We start from the raw sequence: 14,367 nt of genomic DNA, 5'->3' as shown, positions 1-14,367 counted from the left end.
CAAGGATCCGACATGCAGCCGTCCGTCACGCGCTGGAAGACACTCGTCCGCACCACAGCGCTGTCCCTGCTCGCCGTCGTCGCGGCAGCCGGCGTCGGCACCGGCCCCGCCCGGGCGGCCGACGGCAACGTCGCCTGGACGGTCCGGACGGCCTCCAACAGCTACGGCGAAGCCAGGTCCAGCTACAGCTACAACGTCAATCCCGGTGGGGCGGTCGAGGACGCCATGGTGGTGGCCAACCGTGGCCCGGCGCCGCTGACCCTGGCCGTGTACGCCGCCGACGGCTTCACCACCGACGCCGGGCAGCTCGACCTGCTCACCAGGGACAAGAAGTCCGTGGCGGTCGGCGCCTGGGTCAAGGCAGGCGCCGGCAGCGTCGTGGTCCAGCCCGGAAAGGCCGCGCAGGTCCCCTTCACCATCAACGTTCCCGCCAACGCCACGCCCGGCGACCACGTCGGCGGCATCCTCACCACGTTGACGCAGGCCGACCAGGCCGAGGGCATCAACGTGGACCGCCGCCTCGGCATCCGGATCACGTTGCGGGTCGGCGGCGAGCTGAAGCCGAACCTCGCGGTCGAGAACCTCCACGTGACGTACGACGGGTCGTCCCACCCGTTCGGCAAGGGTGACGCCACGGTCTCCTACACGATCCACAACACCGGCAACGCCGCCCTGTCCGGGAAGCAGGCAGTCTCGGTCTCGGGTCCGTTCGGTGTGCTGCGCGCCCGGGCCGGTGACATCGCCGCGCCGCCGCAACTGCTTCCCGGCGAGAGCTGGGACGTGTCGGTGCCCGTACGCGGTGTCGCTCCCGCCGTCCGGCTCGCGGCGACCGCCACCGTCACCCCGTTGCTCACCGACGCGTCGGGCTCCACCACCTCGCTCAAGCCGGTCGAGGTCACGGCACACGGCTGGGCCCTGCCGTGGATGGTCGTCCTGGCACTCGTCGTGCTGATCGCCGCGGTCGTCGGGGCGTACCTGTACCGCCGCCGCAGCCGGGCACAGCGCCGCTCGCGCGAGGATGCCCGGGTGCGCGACGCGGTCGCGCAGGCCCTCGGTGGCCGGGAGCCCAAGACGTCCTGAGCGCCTCTTCTCAGCGCCGCCGCGTCCGGCGGCCGGGACCGCGCGTCGGATCAGGTCGACGGCGACCCGAGACCGCACGGTCGCCCTTGTGGGTGAACGGCACTCGGCACCGGGTCGGGCCCGCCGCCGACCCGGCATGCTGCGACGGTGACGCCGGCCCGGAGAGGAAGCCCACATGGTTGACGCGGACGTGCCCGAGCGGATGCAGGCTGCGGCCCTGGACGAGTTCGGCGGGCCGGAGGTGATCACCCTGCGGAAACTTCCGGTGCCGGAGGCCGCCGACGACGAGGTGCTGATCAGGGTCCTGAGCGCCGGCGTCGGGGTGTGGGACGTGTACGAGCGGCAGGGCGTGCTGGTGCCCGAGGGCACCGAGTTTCCGATCGTGCCCGGCTCGGACGGCGCCGGAACCGTCATCGCGGCCGGCAGCCAGGTGACCGACCTCGCGGTGGGCGACCTGGTCTACGTCTCGGCCACCACCCGACCGAAGGGTGGCTTCTACGCCGAGTACGCGGCAGTCAAGGCCGACTACGCCGCGAAGCTGCCCGACGGTGTGCCTGCCGAGCACGCCGGCGCCCTGTCCACCGACGCGCTGACAGCGCTGGCCGGGCTGGACACCCTCAGCCTGCCGGCCGGCGCCTGGCTGTTGATCTTCGGTGCGAGCGGCGGGCAGGGCCACCTGGCCGTGCAGTTGGCCAAGCGGCAGGGCCTCAACGTGATCGCGGTGGCCTCCGGTCGGGACGGGGTCGCGCTGGTGACCCGCCTCGGCGCCGACGTGTCTCTCGACGGGCACGCCGATCCCGCCGAGGTGCTCGCGACGATCCGGGACGCCGCACCGGGAGGGGTGGGCGGCATGCTGGCGATGGCCGGCGGCAAGACGCTTGACCGGCTCAGCGAGACGCTTTCCGACGGCGCGGTCGTGGCGTACGCCAACGGGGTGCGGCCGGAACCGCGCGAACGGTCCGGTGTGTCGGTCCGGGCGTACGACGGTGTGTCCAACCGTCAACAGTTGCAGCGCCTCAACGAGCTCATCGAGGCCGGGCCGTTCGTGGTGCACGTCGCCGAGACGTTCCCGCTGGGCAAGGTGCACCAGGCGCACAAGCGCCTGGAGACCTCCTACCTGGGCAAGCTGCTGCTGACGATCGCCTGAGGCGTCAGCCGACGCGCTGCTGCGGCACGCGTACCGACGCCATGCCGGCCGCCGTCGCGGCCTGGATGCCCAGGTCGGTGTCCTCGAAGACCAGGCAGGCGCCCGGGGGCACGCCGAGCTGCCGCGCCGCGAGCAGGAACGCCTCCGGGTCGGGCTTGGCGCGCGTGTAGTCCTCGGCGCAGACCAGCACGTCGAAGCGGTCCAGCAGATCGAGCGCGTCGAGGGAGGCGGTGACCGTGGCCCGGGTGCTGCCGGAGACGACGGCGAACGGCACCCGGCGGTGCGCGTCGTGGATGTGCGCCACCACCTCGGGCACGGCGGTGACCTGCGGCAGCAACTCTTCGAAGATGCGCTCGCGGTTCTCGACGACTGTCGCCACAGGCATCGCCAGACCGTTCCGCTCGTTCAGCGCGACGATGATGTCGGCGGTCGGCCGGCCACCCCAGGCGTAGAAGAGGTCCTCCGGGAACTCGCAGCCCCACTCGTCGAGCGCCCGCTGCCACGCCACATAGTGCAGCGGCATCGAGTCGACGATTGTGCCGTCGCAGTCGAACAGGTACGCGGCGAACTCACCGGGCGGCAGAGGCAGAGTCATCGGGGAAGGGTACAGCGGGTATCCGCTCAGTCCTCGCTGACCGATGCCAACCGGCGCAGCAGGTGCGCCCGTTCCGGCTCGGTGCCGACAAGCGCCAACGCCTCCCGGTACGCCGCCGCGGCCTCGTCCGGGCGGCCCAGCCGACGCAGCAGGTCCGCCCTGGTCGCAGGGTAAAGGTGATAGCCGCGCAGACGTGGATCGTCGGCCAACCCGTCCAGCAGGGCGAGCCCGGCGTCCGGCCCGTCCCGCATGGCCACCGCGGCGGCACGGTTGAGCGCCACGACAGGTGACGGGACCATGTCGAGCAGCACGTCGTAGAGCGCCACCACCTGGGGCCAGTCGGTGCTGGCCACGTCGGCGGCCTCGTCGTGCAGGGCGGCGATGGCGGCCTGCACGCCGTACGGCCCGGGCGTCGGGCCGGTCAACGCGACAAGCACCAGGGTGCGTCCCTCGTCGATCATCGCGTGGTCCCACAGCGCGCGGTCCTGGTCGTCGAGGAGGACCACCGCGCCGTCCGGCCCGGTCCGGGCGGCACGCCGCGCATGGACCAGCAGCAGCAGCCCCAGCAGGCCGGCTACCTCCCGCTCGCCGGGCAGCAGCCGGCGCAGGATCCGGGCCAGCCGGATGGCCTCCTCGGCGAGGTCCGTGCGCTGGAGATCGGGGCCGGAGCTGGCGGCGTACCCCTCGGTGAAGACCGAGTAGACGGCCTGGAGCACCGTGGGCAGCCGCCCGGGCAGTTCGTCCGCGCCGGGCACCCGGAACGGGATGCGGGCGTCACGGATCTTCCGCTTGGCCCGGACGAGCCGCTGGGCCATTGTCGCGTGCGGCACCAGGAAGGCCCGCGCGACCTCCGCCGTGGTGAGCCCGGCGAGGAAGCGCAGGGTGAGCGCCCCGCGGTCCTGCGCGGGCAGGGCCGGGTGGGCGCAGGTGAAGAAGAGCGCCAACCGGTCGTCGGGCAGGTCCCGGTCCGCGTCGGCGGGCGGCGCGGGGTCGGCCCGCTCGGCCTCCGCCTGGAGTACGGCCAGCCGGGTCGCCAGCACCCGGTCGCGGCGCAGACGGTCGACGGCGCGGCGGCGGGCCGTGGTGAGCAGCCAGGCGCCGGGCCGGCTCGGGACGCCGTCGACGGGCCAGTGCACAAGCGCCGCCTCGATCGCCTCGGAGGCGACCTCCTCGGCCAGGTCGAGGTCACCGAAGCGGTGTACGAGCGAGGCGAGCAGCCGGCCGTGCTCCTCCCGGAACACCGCCTCCACGCCGGCTGTCGCCTCCGCGCCCGCCACGGTCAGACCTCGACCTCGATCTCGGCGACCGGGCGTACCTGCACCGACCCGCTGGCGACGGCGCCCGGGCTGCGGGCCGCCCACTCCAGCGCGACGTCGAGGTTCGGCACGTCGATGATGTCGTACCCGCCGAGCACCTCGCGGGTCTCGGCGAACGGCCCGTCGGTGATCGTGCGTTCGCCGTCCGGGCCCACCTGCACCGTCGTACAGGTGGTCAGGTCCTGCAAGGGGTGCCCGGAGACCCAGATCCCGGCGTCCTTCATCTCCCGGTCGTAGCGGACCCAGTCCTCGAAGGTGCACCCGTTGCCGGCCTCGCCGTCGTTCGCGGGGCTCATGAACAGCAGCATGTACTTCATGTGTCGACTCCTCTCGGTGCGGCGGGGTCGCCGTACAGCATGACGACGAACGGGAGGCGGGGATGTCGACACGGCGGCCGGAACTTTTCCGAGGTTCAGGGACGTGCCGATCGCGCCGTTTCGACCGGCTCGTCACGGCTGTCGACCCGCCGCTCATACCAGGTTACGGCGATCAGCAGCAGGGTGAGCAGGGCCAACTCGGCCAGCGCGGGCAGTGATCGCCCGACCGGCAGCAGGAGCAGCGGCAGCAGCGCGGCGATACCCTGCCCCGGGTGTACGGCACGGAGGGTGAGCCGGCGGAAGACCAGCCTTCCGAGCAGGTAGATGGTGGCGCCCCCGCAGAGGGCGGTGGCGGAGGGCCAGCTCAACCGGGCGGTGTGCGACGCCTCCTCGGTGAGCTGGCCGAGCACCTGCTCGATGCCGAGCGCGACATAGATGGCGCCGATGATCAAAGGGGCGTGCGCGAGGCCGTACGCGTCGCCGGCCACGTGGGACCGCCGCTCCGGCGGCACCAGCAGCACTGAATTCCGAGCGGCCGGCGCCAGCCTGTCGAAGTAGAGCCACCAGAGGCATACCGTGACGACGAGCCCGAGCAGCGCCGCGACCAGGCCGGCCCCGGTCGGTGCCATCGTCCTCGGCCCGGTGCCGGCGGCGATCAACGCCTCGCCGAGCGCGATGATGAGCACCAGCCCGAACCGTTCGGTGAAGTGGTCCAGGCTGCGCAGCGGCCACGGGCGGTAGGCGGAGGCGACGCGGGAGCCACCGATGTCCACCAGGAACGCCACAGTCCAGAGCACCGTCTGGGCGATGCCCCCGAGCAGCGCGCCGACGACGAGCGGAAGCCAGGCCGCGGTGACCGGCACGACGAAGAACCGCAGGGTCGAGCGCAGCGGCGGATCGTCGGCGCTCGCCCAGAGGAGCACCACGAGCTGCACCGCCCGGGTGACCAGGTAGGCAAACGCGAGGGTGAGCGGCGGGTCGAAGAGCCCCGGACCCTGCCGCCAGGCGTCCGGCAGCACCAGAGCGGCCACGAATATCGCGGCCATCGCCAGCAGCGTGGCCGCGCGGACCGGGCCGACGTCCGCGCGGACCAGGTTCCCCAGCCAGAGGTACGGGCCCCAGGAGTAGATCAACAGCAGGAGGAGGAGCAGTCCCTGGGCCAGAGTGAGCGCGCTCGGCGGCTGCGCCATGAACGCGATGACACGGGTGAGCGCGAACACGAAGACCAGGTCGAAGAAGATTTCGAACATCGTCGTCCGGTGCGCGACATCCACCGGGACCGGACGAATCATCCTCATCCTGGCATTCTGCGCCCTCGGGAGGCCACGCCGGGTCTCCCCGGCACGATGGGGAGACCCGATCCGTGGTCGCCTACGTCAGGCCGACGCCTCCGTCCGCCGCCGGCTCCGCTCGGCCCGCCGCCGCACCTGCTGGTACGTCCCGGTCAGCCCCATGGCCCGGCGTACCTCCGCCAGGGTCTGGCGCACCTCCTGCCGGGTCCGCTCGGTGCCCTCGACGATCAGCCGGTCGACGAGCCCCCGGTCGGCCTCGATCGCGGCCCGGCGCTCCCGGATCGGCGCCAGGAACGTCTCCAGCGCGACGACGAGCCGCTCCTTGACCTCCACGTCACCCACCTGCCCGGCGCGGTAACGATCGGCCAGGTCGGCGACCTCGGCACGGTCCGGGTTGAACACCTCGTGGTACGCGAAGACCGGGTTGCCCTCCACGGTCCCCGGCACGTCGGCCCGCACCCGGTTCGGGTCGGTGTACATCCCGCGCACCTTGCGGCGCACGGTGGCCGCGTCGTCGGACAACGCGATCGTGTTGCCCCGACTCTTGCTCATCTTGGCGGTGCCGTCGGTGCCCACCAGACTGGGCGTGTCCGCCGGGATCAGCTCGGGCACCGGGAAGACCTGCCCGTACAGGTGGTTGAAGCGGCGGGCGATCTCCCGGGTCACCTCCACGTGGGCGGCGTTGTCCCGGCCGACCGGGACCACCTCCCCCTTCACGCACAGGATGTCGGCGGCCTGGAGCACCGGATAACCCAGCAGCCCGTACGGCATCTCCTCCTTGCCCGCGTCACGGGCCATGTCCTTCAACGAGGGCACCCGTTCCAACCGAGGCACTGTCACCAGGTTCTGCAGGAGGGTGTTGAGGTCGCCGACCTCCGGAATGGCCGACTGGAGGTAGAACGTGGCACGCGTCGGGTCGACGCCGGCGGCGAGGATGTCGGTCACCATCTCGCGGGCGTTACCGGAGACCTGATCGATGTCCTCCCGGCGGTTACGGGTGGTCAGCATGTGCAGGTCGGCGATGATGAAGAAGCTCTCGTAGCGCTGGTGCAGCCGCACCCGGTTGGCGATGCTGCCGACGTAGTGGCCGAGGTGCAGGCGGCCGGTGGGCCGGTCGCCTGTGAGCATGCGTGCGATGGACATGGCGAGGTGCCTTTCGTGCGGATGGTGGGGTCACGCGTGGGCGCGCGCCGAGCGGGGCGGACAGGCCCCCTCGGTCAGCGGAGAACAGGGCTCAGCGAGCCGTCCGCCATCGCGCGCCGGCGCGGAACCGCAGACCACCGGCACGGAGTACGTCCAGGAAGTGCTCACGGCCGTCGCCGGAGCTGGTCGGGAGCGCGGGCACGACACCGCGCGGCAGGCCGTCGACCACATCGACGGCCTCCGACACGCAACTGCCCCTCCGGACCACGGCCTCACATTACCCGGGGTGTCGCTGCTGGGGTGGCAGGTGACGATCCGTGTAGTACCTGCCGACGCGGTCCCGGTACTCCGGGTCGGCCGACTCCGGGTCGTACGACGGGGCGTCCTTGATCTCCTGCCGGGTCCGGTCGACGTGGACGACACGGTCCAGGTGGTCGACCCGTTCCACGGTGCCGGCCGGCAGCAGCACCTTCTGACCGAGGATCCACGGCCCGGTGTCCACCACCAGGTGTCCGGCGTCCGCGTCGTCGCTCGCCTCGTCGATCGTGCCGATGCGCCCGTCGCTCGCCTGCACGTGGTAGCCGACCAGGTCCACCTGAGTGCCGGGACCAGGAGCGTCGGGGCCGTCGTGCGCGCCGTCCGGGCCGTCCGGTGGGGTGGCCGAGGGGGTGGTCTGTGTGTATCCACCGGCCAGGACGGAAGGGTCTCGCCAGGCCCAGGGATCGAAGATCGAGGGTTGCACGGGCACCTCCGGGGGACGGTCCTCAGTTGTCCTCCTTCGCAGTGCCCGCCTCGGCGTGGCCGGAAACTGGTTACCCGGGGTGCGAGCCCTGGTCGGCGGTGCGGCCCGGACGCCGCGCCAGTCGCGTCCTCGGCCAGCTCGCGGATCGGGTCCGCTGGCATACTCGGCTGCCATGGTGCTGTCGCGAGGGTGGGCGCTCTTCCTGGTCGGAGTCGGTATCTGGACCTGGGTGATCTGGCCGAGGTTCGCCGTCGCGATCTGGCAGGACCCGCGATCCTGGGCCTCCGGCACCGTGGCCGACGGCGCCGCCACCAGCTTCCTGTGGGTGCACGCCCTGCTGATCGCCGCGTCGCTGGCCATTGGGACCACAGTCGGTGTGCTCGGCATCCGAGCCTGGTTCGCCGCCCGTCGGCGGCAGGCGTCCTGACCTCCACCCGCAGCTCGGTGAGGCTCCGCGCGGTTGATCGGGCCCGGAGGGGAACGAGTGTGACGCGGGACGCCCCGAGCCGATTTGACGATCAAACCCACGGACGCGTAACTTTCTCTCTGCCAGCACGGAACGGGGCAAACAGGGCGAAAGTCCTGGAGCACCGGATCGAGCAGGTAACCGGGTCAGGCAGGGGTTCGCCTCTGCGGACGCGGTTCGGGCGGGGCTTACCGGATCAGCCGCGAGGCGGATTTGGTGCAGCGGAACCGACCGGGTAAGGTTCACGACCGGCAGGGCACCGGGCGAGACTGCGGGAGACCGCAGCGGCCGGCCTGCCAAATCCGACGACCTGACGCAGCGGTTCGCTGCTGTGTGAGTGCGCCGGGGCCAACCCGTACGAAGCACGACAGACCGGGACACACGGTTTGACACGGCGAAGACGGTGAGGTAACGTAGTAAAAGTGCCCGGCGCGAGAGCGGCGGGGACGCAGAACGAAAAGCCCCGGGATGGTGGCCCACTGGTTGGGTTGTTTGATCGGTGTGTGGTTGTTCTTTGAGAACTCAACAGGGTGCTTGTAAAGCCAGTGCCAATTATGATTTATACCCCGGACTGGTCAGTTTTTCTGGCTGGTTGGGATTCCTTTGGCAACATTTGTTTGTTGTCAGGATGCTGTTCAACTAATTTTTTGTTGGAGAGTTTGATCCTGGCTCAGGACGAACGCTGGCGGCGTGCTTAACACATGCAAGTCGAGCGGAAAGGCCCTTCGGGGTACTCGAGCGGCGAACGGGTGAGTAACACGTGAGCAACCTGCCCCAAGCTTTGGGATAACCCCGGGAAACCGGGGCTAATACCGAATATTACTTCTGGCCGCATGGCTGGTGGTGGAAAGTTTTTCGGCTTGGGATGGGCTCGCGGCCTATCAGCTTGTTGGTGGGGTGATGGCCTACCAAGGCGACGACGGGTAGCCGGCCTGAGAGGGCGACCGGCCACACTGGGACTGAGACACGGCCCAGACTCCTACGGGAGGCAGCAGTGGGGAATATTGCACAATGGGCGGAAGCCTGATGCAGCGACGCCGCGTGAGGGATGACGGCCTTCGGGTTGTAAACCTCTTTCAGCAGGGACGAAGCGAGAGTGACGGTACCTGCAGAAGAAGCGCCGGCCAACTACGTGCCAGCAGCCGCGGTAAGACGTAGGGCGCGAGCGTTGTCCGGATTTATTGGGCGTAAAGAGCTCGTAGGCGGCTTGTCGCGTCGACCGTGAAAACTTGGGGCTCAACCCCAAGCCTGCGGTCGATACGGGCAGGCTAGAGTTCGGTAGGGGAGACTGGAATTCCTGGTGTAGCGGTGAAATGCGCAGATATCAGGAGGAACACCGGTGGCGAAGGCGGGTCTCTGGGCCGATACTGACGCTGAGGAGCGAAAGCGTGGGGAGCGAACAGGATTAGATACCCTGGTAGTCCACGCTGTAAACGTTGGGCGCTAGGTGTGGGGGGCCTCTCCGGTTCCCTGTGCCGCAGCTAACGCATTAAGCGCCCCGCCTGGGGAGTACGGCCGCAAGGCTAAAACTCAAAGGAATTGACGGGGGCCCGCACAAGCGGCGGAGCATGCGGATTAATTCGATGCAACGCGAAGAACCTTACCTGGGTTTGACATGGCCGCAAAACCTCCAGAGATGGGGGGTCCTTCGGGGGCGGTCACAGGTGGTGCATGGCTGTCGTCAGCTCGTGTCGTGAGATGTTGGGTTAAGTCCCGCAACGAGCGCAACCCTCGTTCGATGTTGCCAGCGCGTTATGGCGGGGACTCATCGAAGACTGCCGGGGTCAACTCGGAGGAAGGTGGGGATGACGTCAAGTCATCATGCCCCTTATGTCCAGGGCTTCACGCATGTGCTGTGGCTGATGACCTGTGGCTCTTTGCACGTGCCACGTGAGGTGAACAGTCTAAAGCAGATCTCAGCAGATTCTGAGATCTGAAGGTCTGCAGCTCTGTTGTGAGGTGAAGATCACTAATGTCACCAGTCATGTGCCTTTGTTGGTGATCCATTCCAGGCCTTCCCCTGCCCGTGTCACGTCACAGTCAGCAGCCTGCCTGCAAGCCAGTGGCCCAACCATATGAGAGAGGGGCTTGTCAGAGGTGGGGCTGTGATTGAGTTCAAAGTCTCACTGCAAACACAGATGTGCCCATGCTGGGAAGGTGCAGCTGGCTGGATCACCTCTTTCTAGGAGCACCTTCCGTGTCTGAAGAAGTGGTAGGAGGGCCACACTGCCCAGCCCTGTGTGGTGGTGAAGGTGGGTGCCTCAGTGTGAGGCTCACAGCAGGTGCACACTGTATGTAGCAGCAGCCAGCATGGCACCTGTGCTCTGTTGGTGGTGAGTGTTCTGTCCCCATGGTGGCTGGGGAGGATGTGAAACTCTGTTTGGTCTCATTAATAATTAGTTCATTCTGCACAGGGGAACAACAGCCCCTCTGTAAGGCTGCAAGTCTGCTGCAAACCTTCTTCAGCTCCCATCTCCTCTCTGAACCGTGTGTCCAGGAAGAGGTTTAAATGTGGTGGATCAGTTGTGATTGGTCATTTGTTGAGAATTTTTTGATGGACTGTGACATCTCTTTGTGGTCAATTCTCAGGGCAGTGTGGTGAATGCCTGCTCGGGAGGAAGCAGATGAAGGACCGTGGAAGTGCACAAATGGGCCTCTGAGGGGAGCTGTCAACTGAAAGCTGTGATCCAAGTTATCGATGATGTGCTCAGATCATGTGCAGTGTCCTTGTTTCCCACCACCTGCTGCAAAGGTGTGTGGGGAACTGAAGTGAAACATCCTCAATGCCATGGAAGAAAACAATAATTAGATTCACGTGGTAGTGATAGCAGCAGGCAAAAGCAGATTCAGCTAAATAAACCGTGGAAATCCTATCAGGGGTTGCGTGTGGAGGTCAGTCAGTTCTTCAGGACCCCATGGAACAAGCTGACGTGACACATGTTTGAGGAGTTACAGATTCAGTGGCTTCAGTCAGAACTGATCTGAATGATATTGATATGGAGCCAATTATATGTGAAAGTCCATTGGTGGATTATGACATGTGAAAAACATATGAATTTCTACTAACATGTGTGTATACAAACATGTGTATTTACACACACAGCAATACATTTGTATATGACATACAGTGCCCCCCCAGTGTATGTGTGTGTTTTTTACATTTTTTTACATGCTATACACCTTGTATATGTGTTCCATTTTGTCTGTGTGTGCCCATCTCTGTGTTCTGTGTCTATGTGTCCATTTATTTCTGTGTCAAATGTCTAATATGAAGAATGTGATTTCTGCATCAGCTCTATTCATTTATTTATTCTTTGTTCTGTTAATCTATGTTATTATGAAGCCCATGTGGTGTGTTGTGCTGTGTTTCTGTCTATTTTACCCCCCCCCCCCAGTTGTGTATGGGCATATGCCTTCTGACATGAAAAAAAAAACCTGTCTACATTCTGTTGGTTTTTTTTTTTTTTTTTCTTATACCCCTTTAACTTATCCCCCCAGGAGCATTTACTATGCTCTATGTGGGCATTTTGTTCCCGTTTGTTTGATCTATCTGTGTGTTCTTCTTTTGTTCTGTGTCTTATTGCTGAAGGCATTCTCTATTGGTAATATATTCTGTTAATGATGTGTGTGTATGAAGCCTTTCCCACCTTTTGTTTACCTTTTCCTTTTACGTTGATTGATTGGTGGTGGTGAAGGTGATTTGATTTGCTTTTTCTTTTCTTTTGTTTGGTGTGTGTCTGTCTCTTTGTCTCCCTTTGTTTTTTTTTTTTTTTTAATGTTGGTGCTGAACTAGCTCCCATTCAAACCATAGACAAATTCTTCTCTTTTTTTCTGAAGAAATGAGCGCGCGCTTCCCCGTGCGGCTCTTCTCTTGTCGGCGCGCAGACCTTCACCCCTGCTTTAATATGTATTGTTGTTTACTGGTGCTTCGTTTGCTGAACTCTTCGCTCTGAGCTTTGAAAGCTTTATTGTGTCGGCATGTGACGACGCTTCTCAACATCCTAAGGTAGCGAAATTCCTTGTCGGGTAAGTTCCGACCTGCACGAATGGCGTAACGACTTCCCCACTGTCTCAACCACAGGCCCGGCGAAATTGCAGTACGAGTAAAGATGCTCGTTACGCGCGGCAGGACGGAAAGACCCCGGGACCTTTACTATAGCTTGACATTGGTACTCGAATTAGCTTGTGTAGGATAGGTGGGAGCCGGTGAAGTCCATACGCCAGTATGGGTGGAGGCAATCTTGAAATACCACTCTGGTTGATTTGGGTATCTAACTTCGGACCGTTATCCGGTTCAGGGACAGTGTCTGGTGGGTAGTTTAACTGGGGCGGTTGCCTCCTAAAAGGTAACGGAGGCGCCCAAAGGTTCCCTCAGCCTGGTTGGCAATCAGGTGTTGAGTGCAAGTACACAAGGGAGCTTGACTGTGAGACTGACAGGTCGAGCAGGGACGAAAGTCGGGACTAGTGATCCGGCACTTGCGAGTGGAAGCGGTGTCGCTCAACGGATAAAAGGTACCCCGGGGATAACAGGCTGATCTTCCCCAAGAGTCCATATCGACGGGATGGTTTGGCACCTCGATGTCGGCTCGTCGCATCCTGGGGCTGTAGCAGGTCCCAAGGGTTGGGCTGTTCGCCCATTAAAGCGGTACGCGAGCTGGGTTTAGAACGTCGTGAGACAGTTCGGTCCCTATCCGCCGTGCGCGTAGGATACTTGAGAAGGGCTGTCCCTAGTACGAGAGGACCGGGACGGACGAACCTCTGGTGTGCCAGTTGTCCCGCCAGGGGCACGGCTGGTTAGCTACGTTCGGAAGGGATAACCGCTGAAAGCATCTAAGCGGGAAGCCTGCTTCAAGATGAGGTATCCCACCCACCTTTGGTGGGGTAAGGCCCCCAGCTAGACGACTGGGTTGATAGGCCGGAAATGTAAGCCCGGTAACGGGTTCAGTTGACCGGTACTAATAGGCCGAGGACTTGACTACTAAGCTGCTACGCGTCCACTGTGCAACTCTGAACAAGCGAACACCCGTGATTGTGTGCCGGGGTTGTTTGATATGTTCATAGAGTTACGGCGGTCATGGCGGAGGGGAAACGCCCGGTTACATTCCGAACCCGGAAGCTAAGCCCTCCAGCGCCGATGGTACTGCACTCGTGAGGGTGTGGGAGAGTAGGACACCGCCGGACAATCTTTCAGGAAAGCCCACCCCCAACGGGGTGGGCTTTTCTGCGTTCCCGCGCCAGGCGCCGATGCCGGTGGCCGATACCTGGCCTAGGCTCGGGCCCGTGGACGACATCTCGGCCGGAACAACCGCAGAGCGACCGATGCCGACTCAGGACGACGTGCTCGGATACTTCGACACGCTGTCGAACTGGGGGCGGTGGGGCGACGACGACGAGCTCGGCACCCTTAACCACATCACCGACGACGTGCGGCTGGCGGCGGCGCGGGCCGTGCGCCACGGCAGGAGCGTGTCCTGTGCGTGGGAGGTCGGTGTACCGGAGGAGATGGAGCGGTCGACCACGTCGTGCCCGTGTGCCGCCGAGATGCCGGGCGCGGAGAACATGCCGGTGGCCGCCTTCCACGCGGACCGGCGGTGGGGCTTCTCGACGGAACGCCTCGGTATGACCTTCCACGGCAACACCATCACCCACATCGACTCGCCGTGCCACCTCTTCTGGGACGGCACGATGTACAACGGCCGGTCGCACTCCCTGGTGGACGCCGGAACGGGATCCGCGTGGGCGGCCGTCACCGCGGCGGCGAACGGGATCGTCACGCGTGGTGTCCTGCTGGACGTCGCGGGGGTCCGGGATGTGCCGTGGCTGGAACCGGGCCAGGGTGTCTTTCCCGAGGATCTCGAGGAGGCCGAGCGTCGCCAGGGGGTCCGGGTGCGACCGGGCGACGCGGTGCTTCTGCGCACCGGCTACGGTCGATTCCGGCACGAATCCGGTGTGGCAAGCGGTTTCACGCAGGCCGGCTGGCACGCGTCCTGCCTGCCGTGGCTGCACGGACGCGGGGTGGCGCTGATCGGCGCCGACACTCCGCAGGACGTCCAGCCGTCGGGGTACGACGACGTGTTGATGCCTGTGCACGCCGTGAGCCTCGTCGCGATGGGGCTGTGGCTGCTCGACAACTGCGACCTGGAGGCGTGCGTGACAACGGCCGCCGAGCTGGGCCAGTGGGACTTCCAGCTCGCGGTCGCGCCGGTCCGCTTCGCCGGCACGTCCGGCAGCCCGGTCAACCCCATCGCCACCTTCTGACGGCGGTGCAC

General features: G+C 65.1%; 11 protein-coding genes, 2 rRNA genes and 1 other annotated feature. Of the genes, 6 read left to right on the top strand and 7 right to left on the bottom strand.

What is annotated here, in order from left to right; all coding sequences use genetic code 11:
- The first annotated feature begins 12 nt into the window (after nucleotides 1–12).
- Nucleotides 13–1,080, top strand: a complete 1,068-nt coding sequence (locus OOJ91_RS20300; protein WP_266247146.1) for a WxL protein peptidoglycan domain-containing protein — start codon at nucleotides 13–15, stop codon at nucleotides 1,078–1,080.
- A gap of 175 nt (nucleotides 1,081–1,255) precedes the next feature.
- A complete protein-coding gene (locus OOJ91_RS20295) occupies nucleotides 1,256–2,227 on the top strand; it encodes an NADP-dependent oxidoreductase (protein WP_266247145.1) in 972 nt (323 codons plus the stop codon).
- A gap of 4 nt (nucleotides 2,228–2,231) precedes the next feature.
- Here OOJ91_RS20295 and OOJ91_RS20290 read toward each other — a convergent pair whose 3' ends face one another.
- The 7 genes from OOJ91_RS20290 to OOJ91_RS20260 form a co-directional block, all read right to left on the bottom strand.
- Entirely contained in the window at nucleotides 2,232–2,822 is a 591-nt protein-coding gene (locus OOJ91_RS20290) for an HAD family hydrolase (protein ID WP_266247143.1), read from the bottom strand.
- Nucleotides 2,823–2,848: 26 nt separating this feature from the next.
- A complete protein-coding gene (locus OOJ91_RS20285) occupies nucleotides 2,849–4,099 on the bottom strand; it encodes an RNA polymerase sigma factor (RefSeq protein WP_266247142.1) in 1,251 nt (416 codons plus the stop codon).
- Between the two features lie 2 nt (nucleotides 4,100–4,101).
- Nucleotides 4,102–4,455: a YciI family protein gene (locus OOJ91_RS20280; protein ID WP_266247141.1), complete on the bottom strand. Its 354-nt coding sequence runs from the start codon at nucleotides 4,453–4,455 to the stop codon at nucleotides 4,102–4,104.
- Between the two features lie 95 nt (nucleotides 4,456–4,550).
- A complete protein-coding gene (locus OOJ91_RS20275; protein WP_266247139.1) occupies nucleotides 4,551–5,753 on the bottom strand; it encodes a low temperature requirement protein A in 1,203 nt (400 codons plus the stop codon).
- A gap of 78 nt (nucleotides 5,754–5,831) precedes the next feature.
- On the bottom strand, nucleotides 5,832–6,890 hold the full coding sequence (gene trpS, locus OOJ91_RS20270) for a tryptophan--tRNA ligase (protein WP_266247137.1): 1,059 nt from the start codon (nucleotides 6,888–6,890) through the stop codon (nucleotides 5,832–5,834).
- Between the two features lie 91 nt (nucleotides 6,891–6,981).
- Nucleotides 6,982–7,137 (bottom strand): hypothetical protein, encoded by a 156-nt coding sequence (locus OOJ91_RS20265; RefSeq protein WP_266247135.1) that lies wholly within the window; start codon nucleotides 7,135–7,137, stop codon nucleotides 6,982–6,984.
- 30 nt (nucleotides 7,138–7,167) lie between these two features.
- Nucleotides 7,168–7,632 carry a PRC-barrel domain-containing protein gene (locus OOJ91_RS20260; RefSeq protein ID WP_266249778.1) on the bottom strand — a complete coding sequence of 155 codons (465 nt, stop codon included), beginning with the start codon at nucleotides 7,630–7,632 and terminating at the stop codon, nucleotides 7,168–7,170.
- A gap of 172 nt (nucleotides 7,633–7,804) precedes the next feature.
- On the opposite strand from OOJ91_RS20260, the gene OOJ91_RS20255 reads away from it, so the two are divergent.
- The 4 genes from OOJ91_RS20255 (at nucleotide 7,805) to OOJ91_RS20240 (ending at nucleotide 14,356) form a co-directional block, all read left to right on the top strand.
- Nucleotides 7,805–8,059 (top strand): SCO4848 family membrane protein, encoded by a 255-nt coding sequence (locus OOJ91_RS20255; protein WP_266247133.1) that lies wholly within the window; start codon nucleotides 7,805–7,807, stop codon nucleotides 8,057–8,059.
- A 686-nt stretch (nucleotides 8,060–8,745) separates the two neighbouring features.
- Nucleotides 8,746–10,281, top strand: a 16S ribosomal RNA gene (locus tag OOJ91_RS20250).
- A gap of 1,913 nt (nucleotides 10,282–12,194) precedes the next feature.
- Nucleotides 12,195–13,065: a sequence feature (23S ribosomal RNA rRNA prediction is too short), on the top strand.
- Nucleotides 13,066–13,162: 97 nt separating this feature from the next.
- A 5S ribosomal RNA gene (rrf, locus tag OOJ91_RS20245) occupies nucleotides 13,163–13,279 on the top strand.
- Nucleotides 13,280–13,417: 138 nt separating this feature from the next.
- Nucleotides 13,418–14,356 carry a cyclase family protein gene (locus OOJ91_RS20240; protein ID WP_266247131.1) on the top strand — a complete coding sequence of 313 codons (939 nt, stop codon included), beginning with the start codon at nucleotides 13,418–13,420 and terminating at the stop codon, nucleotides 14,354–14,356.
- The last annotated feature ends 11 nt before the right edge of the window (nucleotides 14,357–14,367 follow it).

It is taken from the genome of Micromonospora lupini, assembly GCF_026342015.1.
Lineage (GTDB): Bacteria > Actinomycetota > Actinomycetes > Mycobacteriales > Micromonosporaceae > Micromonospora > Micromonospora lupini_B.
This window is presented reverse-complemented; position numbering and strand designations above follow the sequence as displayed.

What these genes read in the sequence shown, in the direction of transcription:
- OOJ91_RS20280 (WP_266247141.1), bottom strand. Translation starts at nt 4,455, where the DNA reads ATGAAGTACATGCTGCTGTTCATGAGCCCCGCGAACGACGGCGAGGCC.
- OOJ91_RS20255 (WP_266247133.1), top strand. Translation starts at nt 7,805, where the DNA reads ATGGTGCTGTCGCGAGGGTGGGCGCTCTTCCTGGTCGGAGTCGGTATC.
- OOJ91_RS20295 (WP_266247145.1), top strand. Translation starts at nt 1,256, where the DNA reads ATGGTTGACGCGGACGTGCCCGAGCGGATGCAGGCTGCGGCCCTGGAC.
- OOJ91_RS20275 (WP_266247139.1), bottom strand. Translation starts at nt 5,753, where the DNA reads ATGAGGATGATTCGTCCGGTCCCGGTGGATGTCGCGCACCGGACGACG.
- OOJ91_RS20240 (WP_266247131.1), top strand. Translation starts at nt 13,418, where the DNA reads ATGCCGACTCAGGACGACGTGCTCGGATACTTCGACACGCTGTCGAAC.
- OOJ91_RS20300 (WP_266247146.1), top strand. Translation starts at nt 13, where the DNA reads ATGCAGCCGTCCGTCACGCGCTGGAAGACACTCGTCCGCACCACAGCG.
- OOJ91_RS20290 (WP_266247143.1), bottom strand. Translation starts at nt 2,822, where the DNA reads ATGACTCTGCCTCTGCCGCCCGGTGAGTTCGCCGCGTACCTGTTCGAC.
- trpS (WP_266247137.1), bottom strand. Translation starts at nt 6,890, where the DNA reads ATGTCCATCGCACGCATGCTCACAGGCGACCGGCCCACCGGCCGCCTG.